Here is a 15,112-nt window from a genome sequence, read left to right on the forward strand (position 1 = left end):
GCATCATCCCGAAAATTGTGCAGCGGTTTTCCCTCGCGCAAACGCGGCACGCGTTTGCGCGAAGATCATGCTCAAATGCTACGTCGTCAGAGCTTCACCATGCGCTTGCCGCGGTTCTCTCCCGCCAGCAATCCGATCAGCGCCTTCGGCGTGTTCTGCAATCCGTCGATGATGTCTTCCTGCACCTTCAGCTTGCCGGATTTCACCCAGCCTTGCAGCTCGGCGAGCGCGCGCTGGCTCTCCTTCATGTAGTCCATCACGATGAAGCCCTGCATGACGAGCCGCTTCACCACGATCAGGCCGGGCACGCCGCGCGGGCCGTGCGCGGAGGGCGCACCGTCATATTGCGAGATCGCACCGCAGCAGGCGATGCGGCCGTAATTGTTCATCTGCGGCAGGCAGGCTTCGAGAATGTCGCCGCCGACATTGTCGAAATAGACGTCGATGCCCTTGGGCGCCGCGGCGCGCAGGGCCTTGAATACCGCACCGTCCTTGTAGTCGACCGCGGCATCGAAGCCGAGTTCGGAGGTCAGCCAGTTGCACTTGTCGGCGCCACCGGCGATGCCGACCACGCGACATCCCCTGATCTTGGCGATCTGCCCGACGATCGAGCCGACCGAGCCCGCGGAGACCACGACCGTCTCGCCCTCCTTCGGCTTGCCGACCTCGAGCAGGCCGAAATAGGCGGTGAGGCCGGCGATGCCGAACACGCTGAGCAGATGCGTCATCGGTTCGAGCTTAGGCATTTTCGTCAAATGCTTTGCGGGCACCGCGGCATATTCCTGCCAGCCGGTGTCGCCGAACACGATGTCGCCGGCAGCTAACCCCGGCGCCTTCGAGCTGACGACCTCGGCGATGGCGCCGCCGGCCATCACGCTGTTGGCCTCGACCGCGGAACGATAGGTCGCGCCATGCATCCAGGCACGGTTGGCGGCGTCGAGCGAGATGTAACGCACATGCAGCAAGGCCTCGCCGTCCTTCGGCTCAGGCATCGCGCCCTCCACCATCTTGAAGTGCTCGGGGCCAAGTTTGCCACTGGGCTTTTCCACCAGAAGAATCTGGCGATTGATGCTGCCGCTCATGACGTTTCCTCCTCGTTTGTTTGACAATTATTGATGCAGGTGCCGCAAACAAAACGTGCAAGCCGCATTCGTTGTGCGCTGCATGAAGGCTAGATCTTGCGCCTGTGTTTCGCAACGGGAACATCCCGCAACACGAATGCTCGCGAAGCGTGTTGCGTCGCTGTCATATCTGCGACATCATGAAGCGGCCGGTAGTGTGGGGGTCTTCAATGTCGAACAGGTTCACGCAATACATTCTGGCCGCGATGGTGCTGGGCATCGTCATGGGGGCGGCGATCTTCAACTTCCTGCCCGACACGCGCGCCGAATGGGCGTCCTCCATCAACCTGATCGCCATGATGTTCCTGCGCCTGATCAAGATGATCATCGCGCCGCTGGTGTTCGCGACCCTGGTCGGCGGCATCGCGCATATGGGAAGCGGTTCGCGGCTTGGGCGCATCTTCGCCAAGACCATGGGCTGGTTCGTCAGCGCCTCTTTCGTGTCGCTGCTGCTCGGCCTCGTGATGGTCAATCTGCTCCAGCCCGGCGCGAACTTCCCCGGCACGCTGCCTCAGGCGGGGCAATCGACGGGACTGCCGGTCTCGGCCTTCTCGATCGAGAAATTCCTCACCCATCTGATCCCGACCTCGATCGCGGACGCGATGGCGCAGAACGAGATCCTCCAGATCGTGATCTTCGCCGTGTTCTTCTCGGTGGCGATGGGCTCGATGCCCGAACGTTCCAAGCCGATCCTGGCGATGATCGACGATGTCGCCCACATCATGCTCAAGGTGACGAGCTATGTGATGCTGTTCGCGCCGCTGGCGGTGTGGGCCGCCATCACCGCCACCGTGGCCAAGAACGGCCTCGGTGTGCTGTGGAAGCTCGTCGTCTTCATGGGCGGCTTCTATCTCGCGCTTGCGATCCTGTGGATCATCCTGATGGTCGTCGGCTTCGTCGTGATCGGGCCGCGTTACAGCCATCTCCTGCGGCTGATCCGCGAGCCGCTGATGATCGCGTTCTCTACCGCGAGCTCGGAGGCCGCCTACCCGAAGACGCTGGAGGGACTGACGAAGTTCGGCGCCTCGTCGCGGATCTCGAGCTTCGTGCTGCCGCTCGGCTATTCCTTCAACCTCGACGGCACGATGATGTATTGCACCTTCGCGAGCATCTTCATCGCGCAGACCTATCACATCGAGATGTCGCTCGCGACGCAGCTTGCGATGCTCGCGACCCTGATGATCACCTCCAAGGGCGTTGCCGGCGTGCCGCGCGCCTCCCTCGTGGTGATCGCCTCGACGCTGTCGCAGTTCGGCATCCCCGAGGCGGGCCTGCTGATGATCATGGGCATCGACACCTTCCTCGACATGGGACGCAGCGCCACCAACGTGATCGGCAACTCGCTCGCGACCGCAGTGGTCGCGAAGTGGGAAGGCGAGCTCGGGCCCGAGCACGAGCTTGGCCCTGGCGAAGCGTCGACGCCGGACATGGTGCCGGGCGAAGTGCCCGCGATGGCCGGCCATTGACGGAGGTGCATCATGCGCCTTTCAACGGCGATATCGGGCGGCCTGTTGCTGGCGGCGTGTCTGCTGGTAACCGGCGCTTCCGCTCAGACTGGTAGCGAGGGGCTTAGCCCAACGCTGTCGGCCATCAAGAGCAGACACACCGTGCGGCTCGGCTACCGCGAAAGCTCGCCGCCGTTCTCCTTCCTCGACCAGTCGGGTCGCCCGATCGGCTACAGCCTCGAGCTCTGCGAGGCCATCGTCGAGGAGATCGGCGTCGAGGTCGACGACCCCAATCTGAAGATCGACTACGTCAAGGTCACCTCGGACGACCGCATCGACGCCGTGCTGCAGAACAAGATCGACCTCGAATGCGGCTCGACCACCGCCAATGCCGAGCGCGGCAAGCGCGTCGCGTTCTCGCCGCTGATATTCGTCGCCGGCACCAAGCTGATGGTGCCGAAGGCGTCGAAAGTCCAGTCGTTGACCGATTTGAAGGGTAAGACCGTGGTGGTGACGAAGGGCACCACCAACGAGCAGGCGATCCAGGCTGCCGACAAGAAGTCATCGCTGGGGCTGAACATCGTTGCCTCGCCCGACCACGAGCAGTCGTACCAGATGCTCGCCGACGGCAAGGCCGATGCGTTCGCGACCGACGACATCCTGCTCTCCGGCCTGATCGCGCGCCACAAGGCGCAGGACAAGTTCCGCGTCACCGGCGACTATCTGTCCTACGACCCCTACGGCATCATGTTCAGGAAGGGCGAGCCGCAACTCTCTGCGGTGGTCGACCGCACCTTCCGCAAGCTCGGCTCCAACCAGGACCTCATCCCGCTCTACAACAAATGGTTCATCGCGCGGCTTCCGACCGGCGAACGCCTGAACGTGCCGATCTCGCTGCAGCTGGAAGAGGCTTTCAAGGCCATGGACGATTCCGCGAGCGCGAATAATTGAGCCGCGAGTTTGGTGCACCCTCTCCCCCTTGTGGGAGAGGGTGGCTTCGCGAAAGCGAAGCCGGGTGAGGGGTATCTATCCCCACGAGCAGTCTTGCGAGTGGAGAGAACCCCTCATCCGGCGCCATAGCCGAAGCTTTCGCTTCGGCGTTCTTAAGAACCCACAAGGGGAGAAGGATTGCACCGCGCACTTGGCGCTCAGCTTGCTTCAGCAAACACCCGATCCAGCGCGGCATCATACGTCGCCTGCACCAGCTCCGGATGCAGCTTCGCCAGCGCTTCCATCATCACGCCGGAATTGACCTCCAGCACCCGCCAGGCGTCGTCGACACGGACGACGTCAATCGATGCGAAAGTGATGCCGATGGCGGCGGCGGCTTCGACGGCGAGTTGCGCGCAAATCGCTCGGACCTCGCCGTGCTCCATGAGCACCGGCCGCGCACCTGCGTCGAGATTGTGCCGCCAGTTCAGGATACGGTGCTCGCCGTTCGGGACAATCGCGTTCACCTTCTGCGCAGTGAGCTCGCGAAGCTGCCTGTCATGTCCTGCCTCACTCGCCAGCTCACGCAATGTGCGAAAGCCATCGCCAACAACCTGCGGCCGTTCCTTGCGATAGACGGTCATCGGCTTGTCATCGAGCAGGATGACGCGGACCTCGTCCTCGATCTCGACATAGGGCGCGATAACGAGGCCTAGGCTCGAGGAAAACACCTCGGTCACGGCGCGATCGAGCTCGTTCCGGTTCGTCACCTTGAACACCGCGCGTCCGGACGTGCCCTCGTTCGGTTTCACCACCACGCCTTGCGGATTCTGGGCGAGCAGCATCAGCATCGCCTGCTGCCAGTCGGGGCCGGCAACGTGCGCGCCCATGCTCGGGTTGAGGAAGAGGCGATGGGGAATGCAGGGCACACCCTCGAGCGCCAGCACCTCGGCAGTGGCCGATTTGTCGTTGGCGAGGCGGTGCGCGATGGCGCTGTTGAGGCCGACGTCGTAGCCGAACGCGAAATGGCGCTTCCCGTGCCCGCTCATCGCGAGCAGCCAGCCACCGGAGCGGACATCGAGCGCGATGCCATGGCTCGCGCAATAGCGCCTGATCGCCTGGACGAAGATCCGCTCGCCGGTTGCCGTCATGTGCTTCGGTCGCTCGTTTCAGTCATTGCTGTCGCCAAAAGCCGCAAAAATGCGGGAAACGGCGCCAAACCGGGGTGAAAATCAGAGCTATTCTTAATGAAATTCTCGCGAGCGCGATGGAAATTAAGTGCTCCGATCGCGCCTGAAAGGGAAAAGAAATTGCCCTCCGCGCGCGCCCGGCAGCGGATTCATTAATGATGTGACCATTTCCGCCGCAAATGCCGGTTTGACCGGCATCAATTGCATCCGGAACGAGGTTGATTATTGGCCTCAATGGCGTAGATGACACACGCGAAATCCTCCGCCATGGCAATGGTGTCCGCCCCGCTTTCAGGGGCCGGGCTGCGCTTTTGCCCTAAAACCGCAATTATTCGGAATATCGAAAATCATGAGCGCGTTTTACCGAGAGAAGGTTCTTTCCGTCCAGCACTGGACCGACACGCTGTTCAGCTTCCGCGCCACGCGCGATACCGGCTTCCGCTTCCAGAACGGCCAGTTCGCGATGATCGGCCTCGAGGTCGAGGGCCGTCCGCTGCTGCGCGCCTACAGCATGGCGAGTGCCAACCACGAGGAAGAGCTCGAGTTCTTCTCGATCAAGGTTCAGGACGGCCCGCTGACCTCGCGCCTCCAGAAGATCAAGGAAGGCGACACCATCCTGGTCGGCCGCAAGGCGACCGGCACGCTGATCACCGACAACCTCATCCCCGGCAAGCGGCTGATGCTGCTCTCGACCGGCACGGGCCTCGCGCCCTTCGCCAGCCTGATCAAGGACCCCGAGGTCTACGACCAGTTCGAGAGCATCGTGCTGGTGCATGGCTGCCGCCAGGTCTCCGAGCTCGCCTATGGCGAGAAGCTCGTCGCGAATTTGCGCGAGGACGAGCTGTTCGGCGAGCTGCTCGCGGACAAGCTCATCTACTACCCGACCGTGACCCGCGAGCCGTTCAAGAACCGCGGCCGCATCACCGACCTCATCAACTCCGAGCAGATATTCAACGATATCGGCCAGGGTCCGCTCGACATCGCCACCGACCGCATCATGATGTGCGGCAGCCCGGCGATGCTCGAAGAGCTGAAGGTGATGTTCGAAGGCCGCGATTTCATCGAAGGCTCCGGCAACAAGCCCGGCCATTTCGTGATCGAGAAGGCGTTCGTCGAGCGGTAAGCGCTGCTCGCGCTTTAGGGCGCGACGCCTTTAGCCACAACATCGGCGTCGTCCCGGGGCGCGCGTAGCGCGAGCCCCGGACCCATAACCACGGGACGTGGCTTGGCGAAGGCTCGTAGTTATCAGCGCGTGCCATAACCTCTCCCTGTGGTTATGGGTCCCCGCCTTCGCGGGGACGACACGAGTGGTGTGACGGGCATCTCGCGCCACACTCACCCTCTCACCCCCTCACCATCCTCCCCCGACTTTGTTATTGGCGCGTCTCGCGCACCCCTTGTTATAAGCTCGCGCCAAAATCTCGCCGCGATGTTGCAATGCGAGAGCAGGGGAGCTGCGCAGATCTTGTCCGTGATCGATCATGGTCCGCCGAGACCGACTGCCTTCGTGCTGGCGGGCGGCGGCAGCTTCGGGGCAATCCAGGTCGGGATGATGCACTCGCTGGCGCGGCACGGGGTCGTCGCTGATCTCGTGGTCGGCTCCAGCGTCGGCGCGATCAACGGCGCCTATTATGCCGGCGATCCCTCGCTCAAGGGCGTGCTCGGGCTTGAAGCGGTCTGGCGCGGGCTGAGGCGTCATGATGTTTTCCCGGTCACCTGGCGAAGCCTCGCCGGATTCATGTGGCGGCGCGATTTCCTGATTCCCCATGACGGCATCCGCAGGCTGGTCGAGGACCATCTGCCCTATCGCAACCTCGAGGATGCCGCGCTGCCGGTGCATATCGTCACCACCGATTTCGTCTCCGGCGAGAGCGTGGTGCTGTCGGAGGGGTCGGCGGTGGAGGCGATCCTGGCGTCCACCGCGATCCCCGGCGCCTTCACGCCAGTCCGCTACAATGGTCATTTCCTCGCCGACGGTGCGATCTCCTCGAACACTCCGGTCCGGGTCGCGATCCGGAAAGGCGCAAAACGGCTGGTCGTGCTGCCGACCGGGCACGCCTGCGCGGTCAAGGATCCGCCGGTGGGCGCGGTTGCCAATGCCCTGCATGCGCTGACACTGCTGATCGCGCGGCAATTGGTGGCGGAGCTCGAAGGACTGGCCTCCGACATTGAATATGTCGTGGTGCCGCCGCTCTGTCCGCTGGTGGGATCTCCTTACGATTTCTCGCGCTCCGACGACCATATCGAGCGCGCGGTCGCGAGCACCGATGCCTGGCTGGCGCGAGGCGGCCTCGATCAGCACGGCGTCATTCCGCACGAGGCGCAGCCTCATGGTCACTGATTCGTCATTTCGCTTGAAGCTATTGCACTGCAAAAGCCCGCCGCCGGATGGATTGATTTGCGGCATCCGGATTCGGTAGCTTCAAGACAGGTCCGCGTCATATCTGTGGACGTGGCGCGGGCGTATCATGCCCCGTCAGATTGACGAGAGGGATGTGGTGGTGGCCAACGATAACAAGACGCAAGCTTCGCCCGAAGGGCTGATGGAAATCCTGCTGCTGCCGTTCTCGCCACGTTTCATCGTGCTGACGATCTGCGCGGTGGTCACCGCGCTGCTGATCGGCATCGGCATCGCCGACCGCAAGATCTTCGACATCCTGCTGATCCCGATCCTGATCTTTGGCGCCCTGACGCTGCTTGGTGTCCGCGACCTCATGCAGAAGGGCCATGCGGTTCTGCGCAACTACCCGATCTCGGCGCATATCCGCTTCCTGCTGGAAGAAATCCGCCCGGAGATGCGGCAGTACTTCTTCGAGAGCGAGAAGGACGGCATGCCGTTCTCGCGCGACATCCGCGCGGTGGTCTATCAGCGCGCCAAGATGGAGCTCGACAAGCGTCCGTTCGGCACCCAGGAGGACGTCTACCGCGAGGGCTACGAGTGGATGCACCATTCGGTCGCGCCGAAGGCGCATGCCGAAGAGAAGTTCCGCGTTATGATCGGTGGACCGGAGTGCGCGAAGCCCTATTCCGCCTCGGTGTTCAACATCTCCGCGATGAGCTTTGGCGCGCTCAGCCCGAACGCCGTGCGCGCGCTCAATGCCGGCGCAAAGAAGGGCGGCTTCGCGCATGACACCGGGGAGGGCGGCTTCAGCCCCTATCACCGCGAGATGGGCGGCGACATCATCTGGGAGATCGGCTCCGGCTATTTCGGCTGCCGTCATCTCGACGGCACGTTCGATCCGGAGGCGTTCACGCGGGTCGCGAGCCAGGACCAGATCAAGATGGTCGAGCTCAAGATCAGCCAGGGCGCCAAGCCCGGCCATGGCGGCGTGCTGCCCGCGGCAAAAGTCTCGGCGGAGATTTCCAAGATCCGCGGCGTCGCGATGGGCGAGGACTGCATCTCGCCGGCCTCGCATCGCGCCTTCTCCACGCCGATAGGCATGGTTCAGTTCATCGCCGAGATGCGCCGCCTCTCCGGCGGCAAGCCGGCGGGCTTCAAGCTGTGCATCGGCCATCCCTGGGAATTCCTCGCGATCTGCAAGGCGATGCTGGAGACCGGCATCTATCCGGACTTCATCGTCGTCGACGGCAATGAAGGCGGCACCGGCGCGGCGCCGCTGGAGTTCATGGACCATCTGGGCATGCCGATGCGCGAGGGCGTTAGTTTCGTCCATAACGCGCTGGTCGGCATCAATGCGCGCGACCGCATCAAGATCGGCGCCTCCGGCAAGATCGCGACCGCCTTCGACATGGCGCGCGCGATGGCGATCGGCGCCGACTGGTGCAATTCGGCGCGCGGCTTCATGTTCTCGCTCGGTTGCATCCAGTCGCTGAGCTGCCACACCGACCGCTGCCCGACCGGCGTTGCAACGCAGGACCCGACGCGTGCGCGTGCGCTCTATGTGCCGCTCAAGATCGACCGGGTGCACAATTATCACCACGCCACGCTGCACTCGCTGACCGAACTGATCGCCGCGGCCGGTCTCGAACATCCGCGGCAGCTGCGCCCGATCCACTTCACCCAGCGCACCTCGACGACGGACGTCAAATCCTTCGCGCAGCTCTATCCGGCGCTGCGCCCGGGCGAGTTGCTCGAAGGCACGGAAGATCCGCGCTTCCGCGATGCCTGGCGGATGGCGCAGGCAGCGACGTTCCAGCCGGCGCTGTAAGGCGCAGTTCCGCCACATGATCCCGCCGCGCCTTGCGGCGCCGTAATTTCATCGGGTGCACCCTCTCCCCGAGTAAGGGGAGAAGGAAAAGACGGCGCTCAACCCGTCTCCACCTCGCCCAGCTGGCTCGCCAGAATCTTGTCGATCCTCCGCCCGTCGAGATCGACGACCTCGATGTGCCAGCCGGCGAAGTCGAAGGCATCGCCGACATTGGGCAGCACGCTGAATTGTTGCAGCACGAGGCCCGCCACCGTGTTGTAGCGGTGCGGCGGGAGCTCGATGCCGAGCAGCTCGCCGAACTCGTCGACCGGCATCCAGCCGGCGATCAGGAGCGACGAGTCGGCGCGTTTGACATAGGCCGGCTCCGGCGGTCCCTCCTCGGAATGGAAGGCGCCGACGATCGATTCGAGGATGTCGGCGGCGGTCACCATGCCTTCGAAGGCGCCGTATTCATCGTAGACCAACCCGACGTGAACCGGTGCTGCTTTCAGGATGGCCAGCACATCGCGCGCGTCCGCCGACGCCGGGATGCCGGGTGCCTCGCGCACGAGCGCACGCAGGTCCGGGGTGCGTTGGCTCATATAGGCGATCAGCAAATCCTTGGCCTGGAGCACGCCGATCGGTTTGTCGCGATCGCCGTCGGAGACGGGAAAGCGCGAATGCGGGCTCTTTACGATGATCTCGTGAATGGCCTCCGGTGTATCGTTCAGGTCGATCTCGTTGACCTCCGTGCGCGGCGTCATGATCGCGCCGACCGGCCGGTCGCCGAGCCGCATGACGCCGGCGATCATCTCCTTTTCGCCGGACTCGAGCACGCCCGCGCTCTCGGCCTCGCTGACCAGATGATGGATCTCGTCCTCCGACACCTTCTCTTCGGCCTTGCCGCCGCGGCCGAGCAGCGTGAGGATCAGCTTGCCGGAGAGGTCGAGCAGGAAGACGAGCGGCAGCGAGACCCGCGCCAGCATGTGCATCGCGGGGGCGACCCTGACCGCGATGCTCTCGGGGTCGCGCAGCGCCACCTGCTTCGGCACCAGCTCGCCGACGATCAGCGTCGCGTAGGTGATGAGCGTGACCACGATGCCGACGCCGACGATGTCGGCAATCCCCGCAGACAGGCCAAGCTCGACCAGCCATTGCGTCAGCCGCTGTCCGAGCGTCGCGCCGGAGAACGCGCCAGAGAGCACGCCGACCAGCGTGATGCCGATCTGCACCGTCGAGAGGAACTTTCCAGGATCGGCCGCGAGCGTCAGCGCCCGCTCGGCGCCGCGCACCCCCTTGGCGGCAAGCAGCGACAACCGGGCCGGGCGGGACGAGACCACGGCCAGCTCGGACATGGACAACAGGCCGTTAATGACGATCAGAACGACGACGATAATGATTTCGACGGACAACATTTTGCGCAAGCAGAAGGGGCACCTGACCCGGCGAGCGCCGGACCAAGCCCCTTATATATGAACTCGATGGGCAATTTGCCGGTTCCAACCAAATTGCCGCACCGGAACCTTGCTTGCGATGCTCAGAACTCGCCGTGCAGCCGCCCCGAGAATACCGACACCGGTCCGCGGTCGGCGTTGTAGGCCGGGTTGACGATGAGCTGGTAGTCGGCGGTGAAGGTCAGCGCCTTGTTCAGCGCATAGGCGTAGTAGGTTTCGAGGATGCGCTCCTTGCGATAGTTCAGCGCGCCGTCGCCGACCAGCACGCCGAGGCCGCCGGCGGCCAGGAAGTCGCGGTAGTCCTGCGAGATGGCATTGATGGCGCCGCCGATGCCGATCACGTCGTCGGGCCGGCCCCATTTCGTGCCCTTGATCGAAAGACCGCCGGCCAGGCTGCTGTTGATGTCGGTGAAGGCGAGCGTTTCGAAACGGCCATCGTTCCAGCTCCAGCGGCCGAACAGTCCGACATCGTCCGTGATCGCCTGTTCGAGGTTGAGCACATAGCCATACTTCAGACGGCCGCGCCGGGTCTGCGCGATGTCGAGATTGAGCGCGGGATTGTCCAGCGTCTCGCGGAAGCTGCCCATGTTGGCGCTGTCGACCCAGCCCATGGTCCTGAGCTTGCCGGGCTGGCCGAACAGCGAGAACCGCGTCTCCAGCTCGAGCGCATACTGGCCGCGCTCCCCGATCCTGGTGTCGAAATGATTCGAGTTGGGCTCCGCGACCATCAGGAAATAGCCGCCGCGCAGCGCCCATTGCTTCTGGTTGAGCTCGGCGGTGACGCCGTAGGTGAGACCGACCTTGTCGGCGGAATAGTCGAAGGCGCCCGGTGCCCACAGCGACCAGTTCATGAAGTCCTTGCGGGTGTCCTTGGCATAGGCATTGCCGTCGAACACGTCGATCGCCGCGAACTTGCCGGCCTGCACCGTGAGCCTGGAAATGTCGACCTTCTGTCCGAGCTGCAGCTGGCCGCTCGCAAGCTCCTCCTGCTCGCCGCCGAAGCCGAACGTCTGGCGCACGAACAGGCGCGAGGTGTTGTAATGCGGATAGGGGAAGTTGGATTTCTGCGCTTCGCCGTTGGGGAAGCCGGCGGCGCCGACGGTGTCGTTCAGTCCAAATCCCTGGAGCAGTTCGGGATTGTAATAGACCTCGCCGCCGTCCCACAGTCGTGCGTTCAGGAACAGGCTGTTGCTCCAGGTCGCCTTGGCCTGCGCCGACGGTGAGAGCGAGTTCGTTCCGCTGTAGAGGGCGGGGAACGACGGATAGCCTTGCGGCAGATAGGTGCTCTGGCCGTGAATCTCCCAGCGATCCGATTCCGTGTCGATCAGGGAGCTCTTCGGGTTGTAGCTCGGCATGCCCGGCCAATCGACCTTGCGGTTGAGGCCGAGCCTGACCTGCTGGAAGTCGAGCGAGGAGGAGGTGTATTGGGCGCCCGTGGAGAAGGCGACGTTCGCGCCGTCGAACCGGCTGTAGAGATATTCGAGCCGCGCGCTCCAATGCGGCGCGAAGCCGTATTCGATGCCGGCACCTGCGACCCAGCCGGGCCGCGTGTTCAGGATTTTCGGGACATCTGCGCCGGAGGCCGGCGTGTCGAAATAGCGCTCGCCCATCCATGCAAAGCCGCCGGTGGCGTAGACCAGCCACGGTCCGCTGGTGTAGCCGACGCGGCCGCGCACGCTCGCGGTGTAATCCCATTGCTGGGTGACGGTGTGAGCGGGCGTTGCCAGGAAGGAGACGATCGAGTTCGAGGTGATGTAGTTGGGAAACGAGAAATCGCCTTCGACGCCGACGAGCCAGCCGGAGTTGAGCCGGTAATTGTAGCCGGCCTGCACGCCGCCGATCATGCCGCTGAAGACGCCGCTGTCGTTGACCGCGGCGCCGTCATTCAGCGCAAAGCGCGACGACCCAAGGCTGTAGCCAGCATGCGCGCCGATATAGAGGCCGGTCCAGTCATAGACCGCTTTCAGCGCCGGGGCCTTCAGCGGCAGATCGGCCGCGCGGCCGGCGGCAGGAAGAGCCATCACGCCCGAGGCAATCGCCGCGGCCGTCCGCAAGTACCTGTAACGGTGACCTCTCAAAATCAAAACGCACGCCCCCAAAACGCAGATGTGTTCCACCCGCCGCGATACCCCAGCCGATTCGCGGCGACTCTGTCACCAGGAGTTGGTTGCTCCCGCGTTCGGACCAGACGATCTCGATTCGACGCGACTTCTTCCCAAGCCCCTGAGCTTGTTGCGAACCTTATTGCGATTAATTCGCAATAGCAACTGGCGCGGATTGCCGCGGAGAATGGTTCGCATCGCTGTGTGACGGGGCTGCAACAATGTCCCGCTGCCCAAAATGGATGACCCCGCCCGGGGGGACATCCGGGCGGGGTCGGGGGCACGACACGGGGTGGATGAGGCGCCCGTGTCGGACGCAGGATCCACGTGTGAGATCGGCCTCAGGTACTCAGATCAGTAGCAGGTGCGAACGCGGCCAACGTACTGGCCGAAGGCGTTGTACTGGGCGACCCAGCCGCAGCGGTGATAGCCGTAATAATAGGGGTCGTTGCTGGCGGCGACCGCGGAGCCGACGACGGCGGCGGTGGCGATGCCGGCACCCACACCCCAGACCCAGCCCGGCTGCTTGGCTTCGGCCGAGGAGGTGGTGGACACGATGCTGCCGGTGACGGCGAGGGCAGCGAGAGCGACGGCGGCAATCCTGGTCTTGATCGACATGTGAAACTCCATCCGGGTTGAGGCGGTCCGTTGTGGCCCGCGTGCCCAATTGGACGGAGGCTCTTCGCGTCCGGTTCGAAGGCGCGAAATGCGGCCCCCGAATCCGGGTCATTCCTGAATGATTTCAGGATGATGCGAGCTAACCGAGAGGCCCTTTGGCGAGCCTGCTCACGTCGAAGTTATCGACTTCAGCCAGCAGCTCGCAGAAGGCCGTCGCGCCCTGATCAAGCAGCTGCTCGCCCTTCTCGGGGACGGCGAGCGTCGCATTCCCGATTGCGCCGCTGGCGTGGAGATCCTGCGCCTGCCAGGCGAACGGTGCGGGCCGCTGCGTCGACAGCCAGCGATATTGCTTCTCCATCGCGATGCTGCTCGCGGGAAAATCCGCGATCGCATCAACGCGCACCTGATCGGGATAGCGTGCCAGCATGATCGAGGTTTCGACCGCGCCGCCGTGAATGCCGTGGCGCACTTCATCCGCCGGGAACAGTTTCTCCGCGCCCGACAGCCGCGACCACGACGTCGTCACCACGAATAGCCTGTGATGCGCGCGAAGATCCTGCGCGACCAGCATCATGGCCGCGCTGTTGCCGCCATGGCTGGTGATGATGACGAGCTTCTTCATTCCGCGGCGCGCGATGTCCCCGCCGATCCCTGTCCATCGCTTGAGCGCGGCGTCAGTCGGCAGCGTTTGCGTGCCCGGATAGTCGATATGCTCGGTGGAAATCCCGACCGGTTCGATGGGCAGGAACGTCGCCGGAACATCCGCGGGCAACAGCTCGCGCACGCGCGCGAGATAGGCGTCCGCGATCAGCACGTCGGTCGCGAGCGGCAGATGCGGCCCGTGCTGCTCGGTCGCCGCCAGCGGCAGCACCGCGATCCAGCGCGAGGGTTCCGAGGGCGCGGTCGCGCTCCAGTTGATGTCGGCCCAGTCGCGGGGCGGAGACGAATTCATCGAGGTTTCTTTGCGCCGATTTGTAACGTAATTTGGAGTTCTTCGGGGGACGCTGCTCGGCCGGCCGCGTCTCCCGAAATTTCTTGTTTATCATGGGCCGGAACGATCGACGGAGTCCAATCATGCGCCCCATCCATCTGCGGCGAGCGTTAACGGGGGCCCTGGTGGCCGCATCTCTCGCGGCCCTGCCTGTGCGTGCCGAGACGCTGGACAAGGTCACCTTCGGCACCAATTGGGTCGCCGAGGCCGAACATGGCGGCTTCTTCCAGGCGGTCGCCGACGGGACCTACAAGAAGTATGGGCTCGACGTCACCATCGTTCCCGGCGGTCCGAACGAGAACAACCGGATGCTGCTGATCGCCGGCAAGATCGATTTCTTCATGGCCGCGAACACGCTGATGTCGTTCGACGCGGTGGCCAACAACGTCCCCGTCGTCACGATTGCCGCGGTCTTCCAGAAGGATCCGCAGGTGATGCTGACGCAGCCCGATGCCAAGGTCGCCAAAATTGAGGACCTCAAGCCGCTGACGCTGTTCGTCTCCAAGGAGGGCATGACCAGCTACTTCCAGTGGCTGAAGTCCGAATACGGTTTCAGCGAGAAGAACGTCCGTCCCTATAATTTCAATCCGCAGCCCTTCATCGCCAACCCCAAGAGCGCGATGCAAGGCTACGTCACCTCCGAGCCCTTCGCCGTCGAGAAAGCCGCGGGCTTCAAGCCGAACGTGCTGCTGCTCGCCGATTCCGGCTTCAACACCTATTCGACCCTGATCGAGACCCGCCGCGACGTGGTCGAGAAGAAGCCCGACCTGGTGCAGCGCTTCGTCGATGCCTCGATGATCGGCTGGTACAACTACATCTACCGCGACAATTCCGCGGGCAACGCCATGATCAAGAAGCTCAATCCGGAGATGACCGACGAGCTGCTCGCCTATTCCGTCGCCAAGATGAAGGAATACGGCATCGTCGATTCCGGCGAGTCGCTGAAAAACGGTATCGGCGCGATGAGCGACGATCGCTACAGCTCCTTCTTCAACAAGATGGTGAAGGCCGGCGTCGTGAAGCCCGATCTCGATTTCCGCAAATCCTACACCCTGCGCTTCGTCAACAAGGGCGTCGGCGTCGAGCTGCGCCCCAGCAAGCCGTAAACGCAAG

12 protein-coding genes are annotated in these 15,112 nt (G+C 63.6%); 6 read left to right on the forward strand and 6 right to left on the reverse strand.

Going from position 1 to position 15,112, the window contains the following annotated elements; genetic code table 11:
• Positions 1-86: 86 nt before the first annotated feature.
• Complete coding sequence (locus tag NLM25_RS03765; protein WP_254136082.1) at positions 87-1,082, reverse strand: NADP-dependent oxidoreductase; 996 nt, start codon at positions 1,080-1,082, stop codon at positions 87-89.
• Between the two features lie 209 nt (positions 1,083-1,291).
• On the opposite strand from NLM25_RS03765, the gene NLM25_RS03770 reads away from it, so the two are divergent.
• A complete protein-coding gene (locus tag NLM25_RS03770) occupies positions 1,292-2,587 on the forward strand; it encodes a dicarboxylate/amino acid:cation symporter (RefSeq protein WP_254136083.1) in 1,296 nt (431 codons plus the stop codon).
• A 12-nt stretch (positions 2,588-2,599) separates the two neighbouring features.
• Positions 2,600-3,517 (forward strand): amino acid ABC transporter substrate-binding protein, encoded by a 918-nt coding sequence (locus NLM25_RS03775; protein ID WP_254136084.1) that lies wholly within the window; start codon positions 2,600-2,602, stop codon positions 3,515-3,517.
• Positions 3,518-3,714: 197 nt separating this feature from the next.
• Here the strand turns inward: NLM25_RS03775 and NLM25_RS03780 are convergent, their stop codons facing one another.
• Positions 3,715-4,647: a RimK family alpha-L-glutamate ligase gene (locus tag NLM25_RS03780; RefSeq protein ID WP_254136085.1), complete on the reverse strand. Its 933-nt coding sequence runs from the start codon at positions 4,645-4,647 to the stop codon at positions 3,715-3,717.
• Between the two features lie 388 nt (positions 4,648-5,035).
• On the opposite strand from NLM25_RS03780, the gene NLM25_RS03785 reads away from it, so the two are divergent.
• From NLM25_RS03785 to NLM25_RS03795, 3 genes are all read left to right on the forward strand, one after another.
• Complete coding sequence (locus NLM25_RS03785) at positions 5,036-5,809, forward strand: ferredoxin--NADP reductase (RefSeq protein ID WP_254115321.1); 774 nt, start codon at positions 5,036-5,038, stop codon at positions 5,807-5,809.
• Between the two features lie 306 nt (positions 5,810-6,115).
• Positions 6,116-7,027: a patatin-like phospholipase family protein gene (locus NLM25_RS03790; protein WP_375166807.1), complete on the forward strand. Its 912-nt coding sequence runs from the start codon at positions 6,116-6,118 to the stop codon at positions 7,025-7,027.
• Positions 7,028-7,229: 202 nt separating this feature from the next.
• Positions 7,230-8,855 (forward strand): FMN-binding glutamate synthase family protein, encoded by a 1,626-nt coding sequence (locus NLM25_RS03795; protein WP_254141106.1) that lies wholly within the window; start codon positions 7,230-7,232, stop codon positions 8,853-8,855.
• A gap of 98 nt (positions 8,856-8,953) precedes the next feature.
• Here NLM25_RS03795 and NLM25_RS03800 read toward each other — a convergent pair whose 3' ends face one another.
• The 4 genes from NLM25_RS03800 to NLM25_RS03815 form a co-directional block, all read right to left on the reverse strand.
• Positions 8,954-10,249 carry a hemolysin family protein gene (locus NLM25_RS03800; RefSeq protein ID WP_254136086.1) on the reverse strand — a complete coding sequence of 432 codons (1,296 nt, stop codon included), beginning with the start codon at positions 10,247-10,249 and terminating at the stop codon, positions 8,954-8,956.
• A 122-nt stretch (positions 10,250-10,371) separates the two neighbouring features.
• Entirely contained in the window at positions 10,372-12,309 is a 1,938-nt protein-coding gene (locus tag NLM25_RS03805; protein ID WP_254141107.1) for a carbohydrate porin, read from the reverse strand.
• A 435-nt stretch (positions 12,310-12,744) separates the two neighbouring features.
• Positions 12,745-13,008, reverse strand: a complete 264-nt coding sequence (locus NLM25_RS03810) for a hypothetical protein (protein WP_254136087.1) — start codon at positions 13,006-13,008, stop codon at positions 12,745-12,747.
• A gap of 139 nt (positions 13,009-13,147) precedes the next feature.
• On the reverse strand, positions 13,148-13,960 hold the full coding sequence (locus NLM25_RS03815) for a creatininase family protein (RefSeq protein ID WP_254136088.1): 813 nt from the start codon (positions 13,958-13,960) through the stop codon (positions 13,148-13,150).
• A gap of 122 nt (positions 13,961-14,082) precedes the next feature.
• Here NLM25_RS03815 and NLM25_RS03820 point away from each other — a divergent pair, with 122 nt between their 5' ends.
• Positions 14,083-15,105 (forward strand): ABC transporter substrate-binding protein, encoded by a 1,023-nt coding sequence (locus NLM25_RS03820; RefSeq protein ID WP_254115325.1) that lies wholly within the window; start codon positions 14,083-14,085, stop codon positions 15,103-15,105.
• Positions 15,106-15,112: the final 7 nt, after the last annotated feature.

Source organism: Bradyrhizobium sp. CCGB01 (assembly GCF_024199795.1).
Taxonomy (GTDB): Bacteria; Pseudomonadota; Alphaproteobacteria; order Rhizobiales; family Xanthobacteraceae; genus Bradyrhizobium.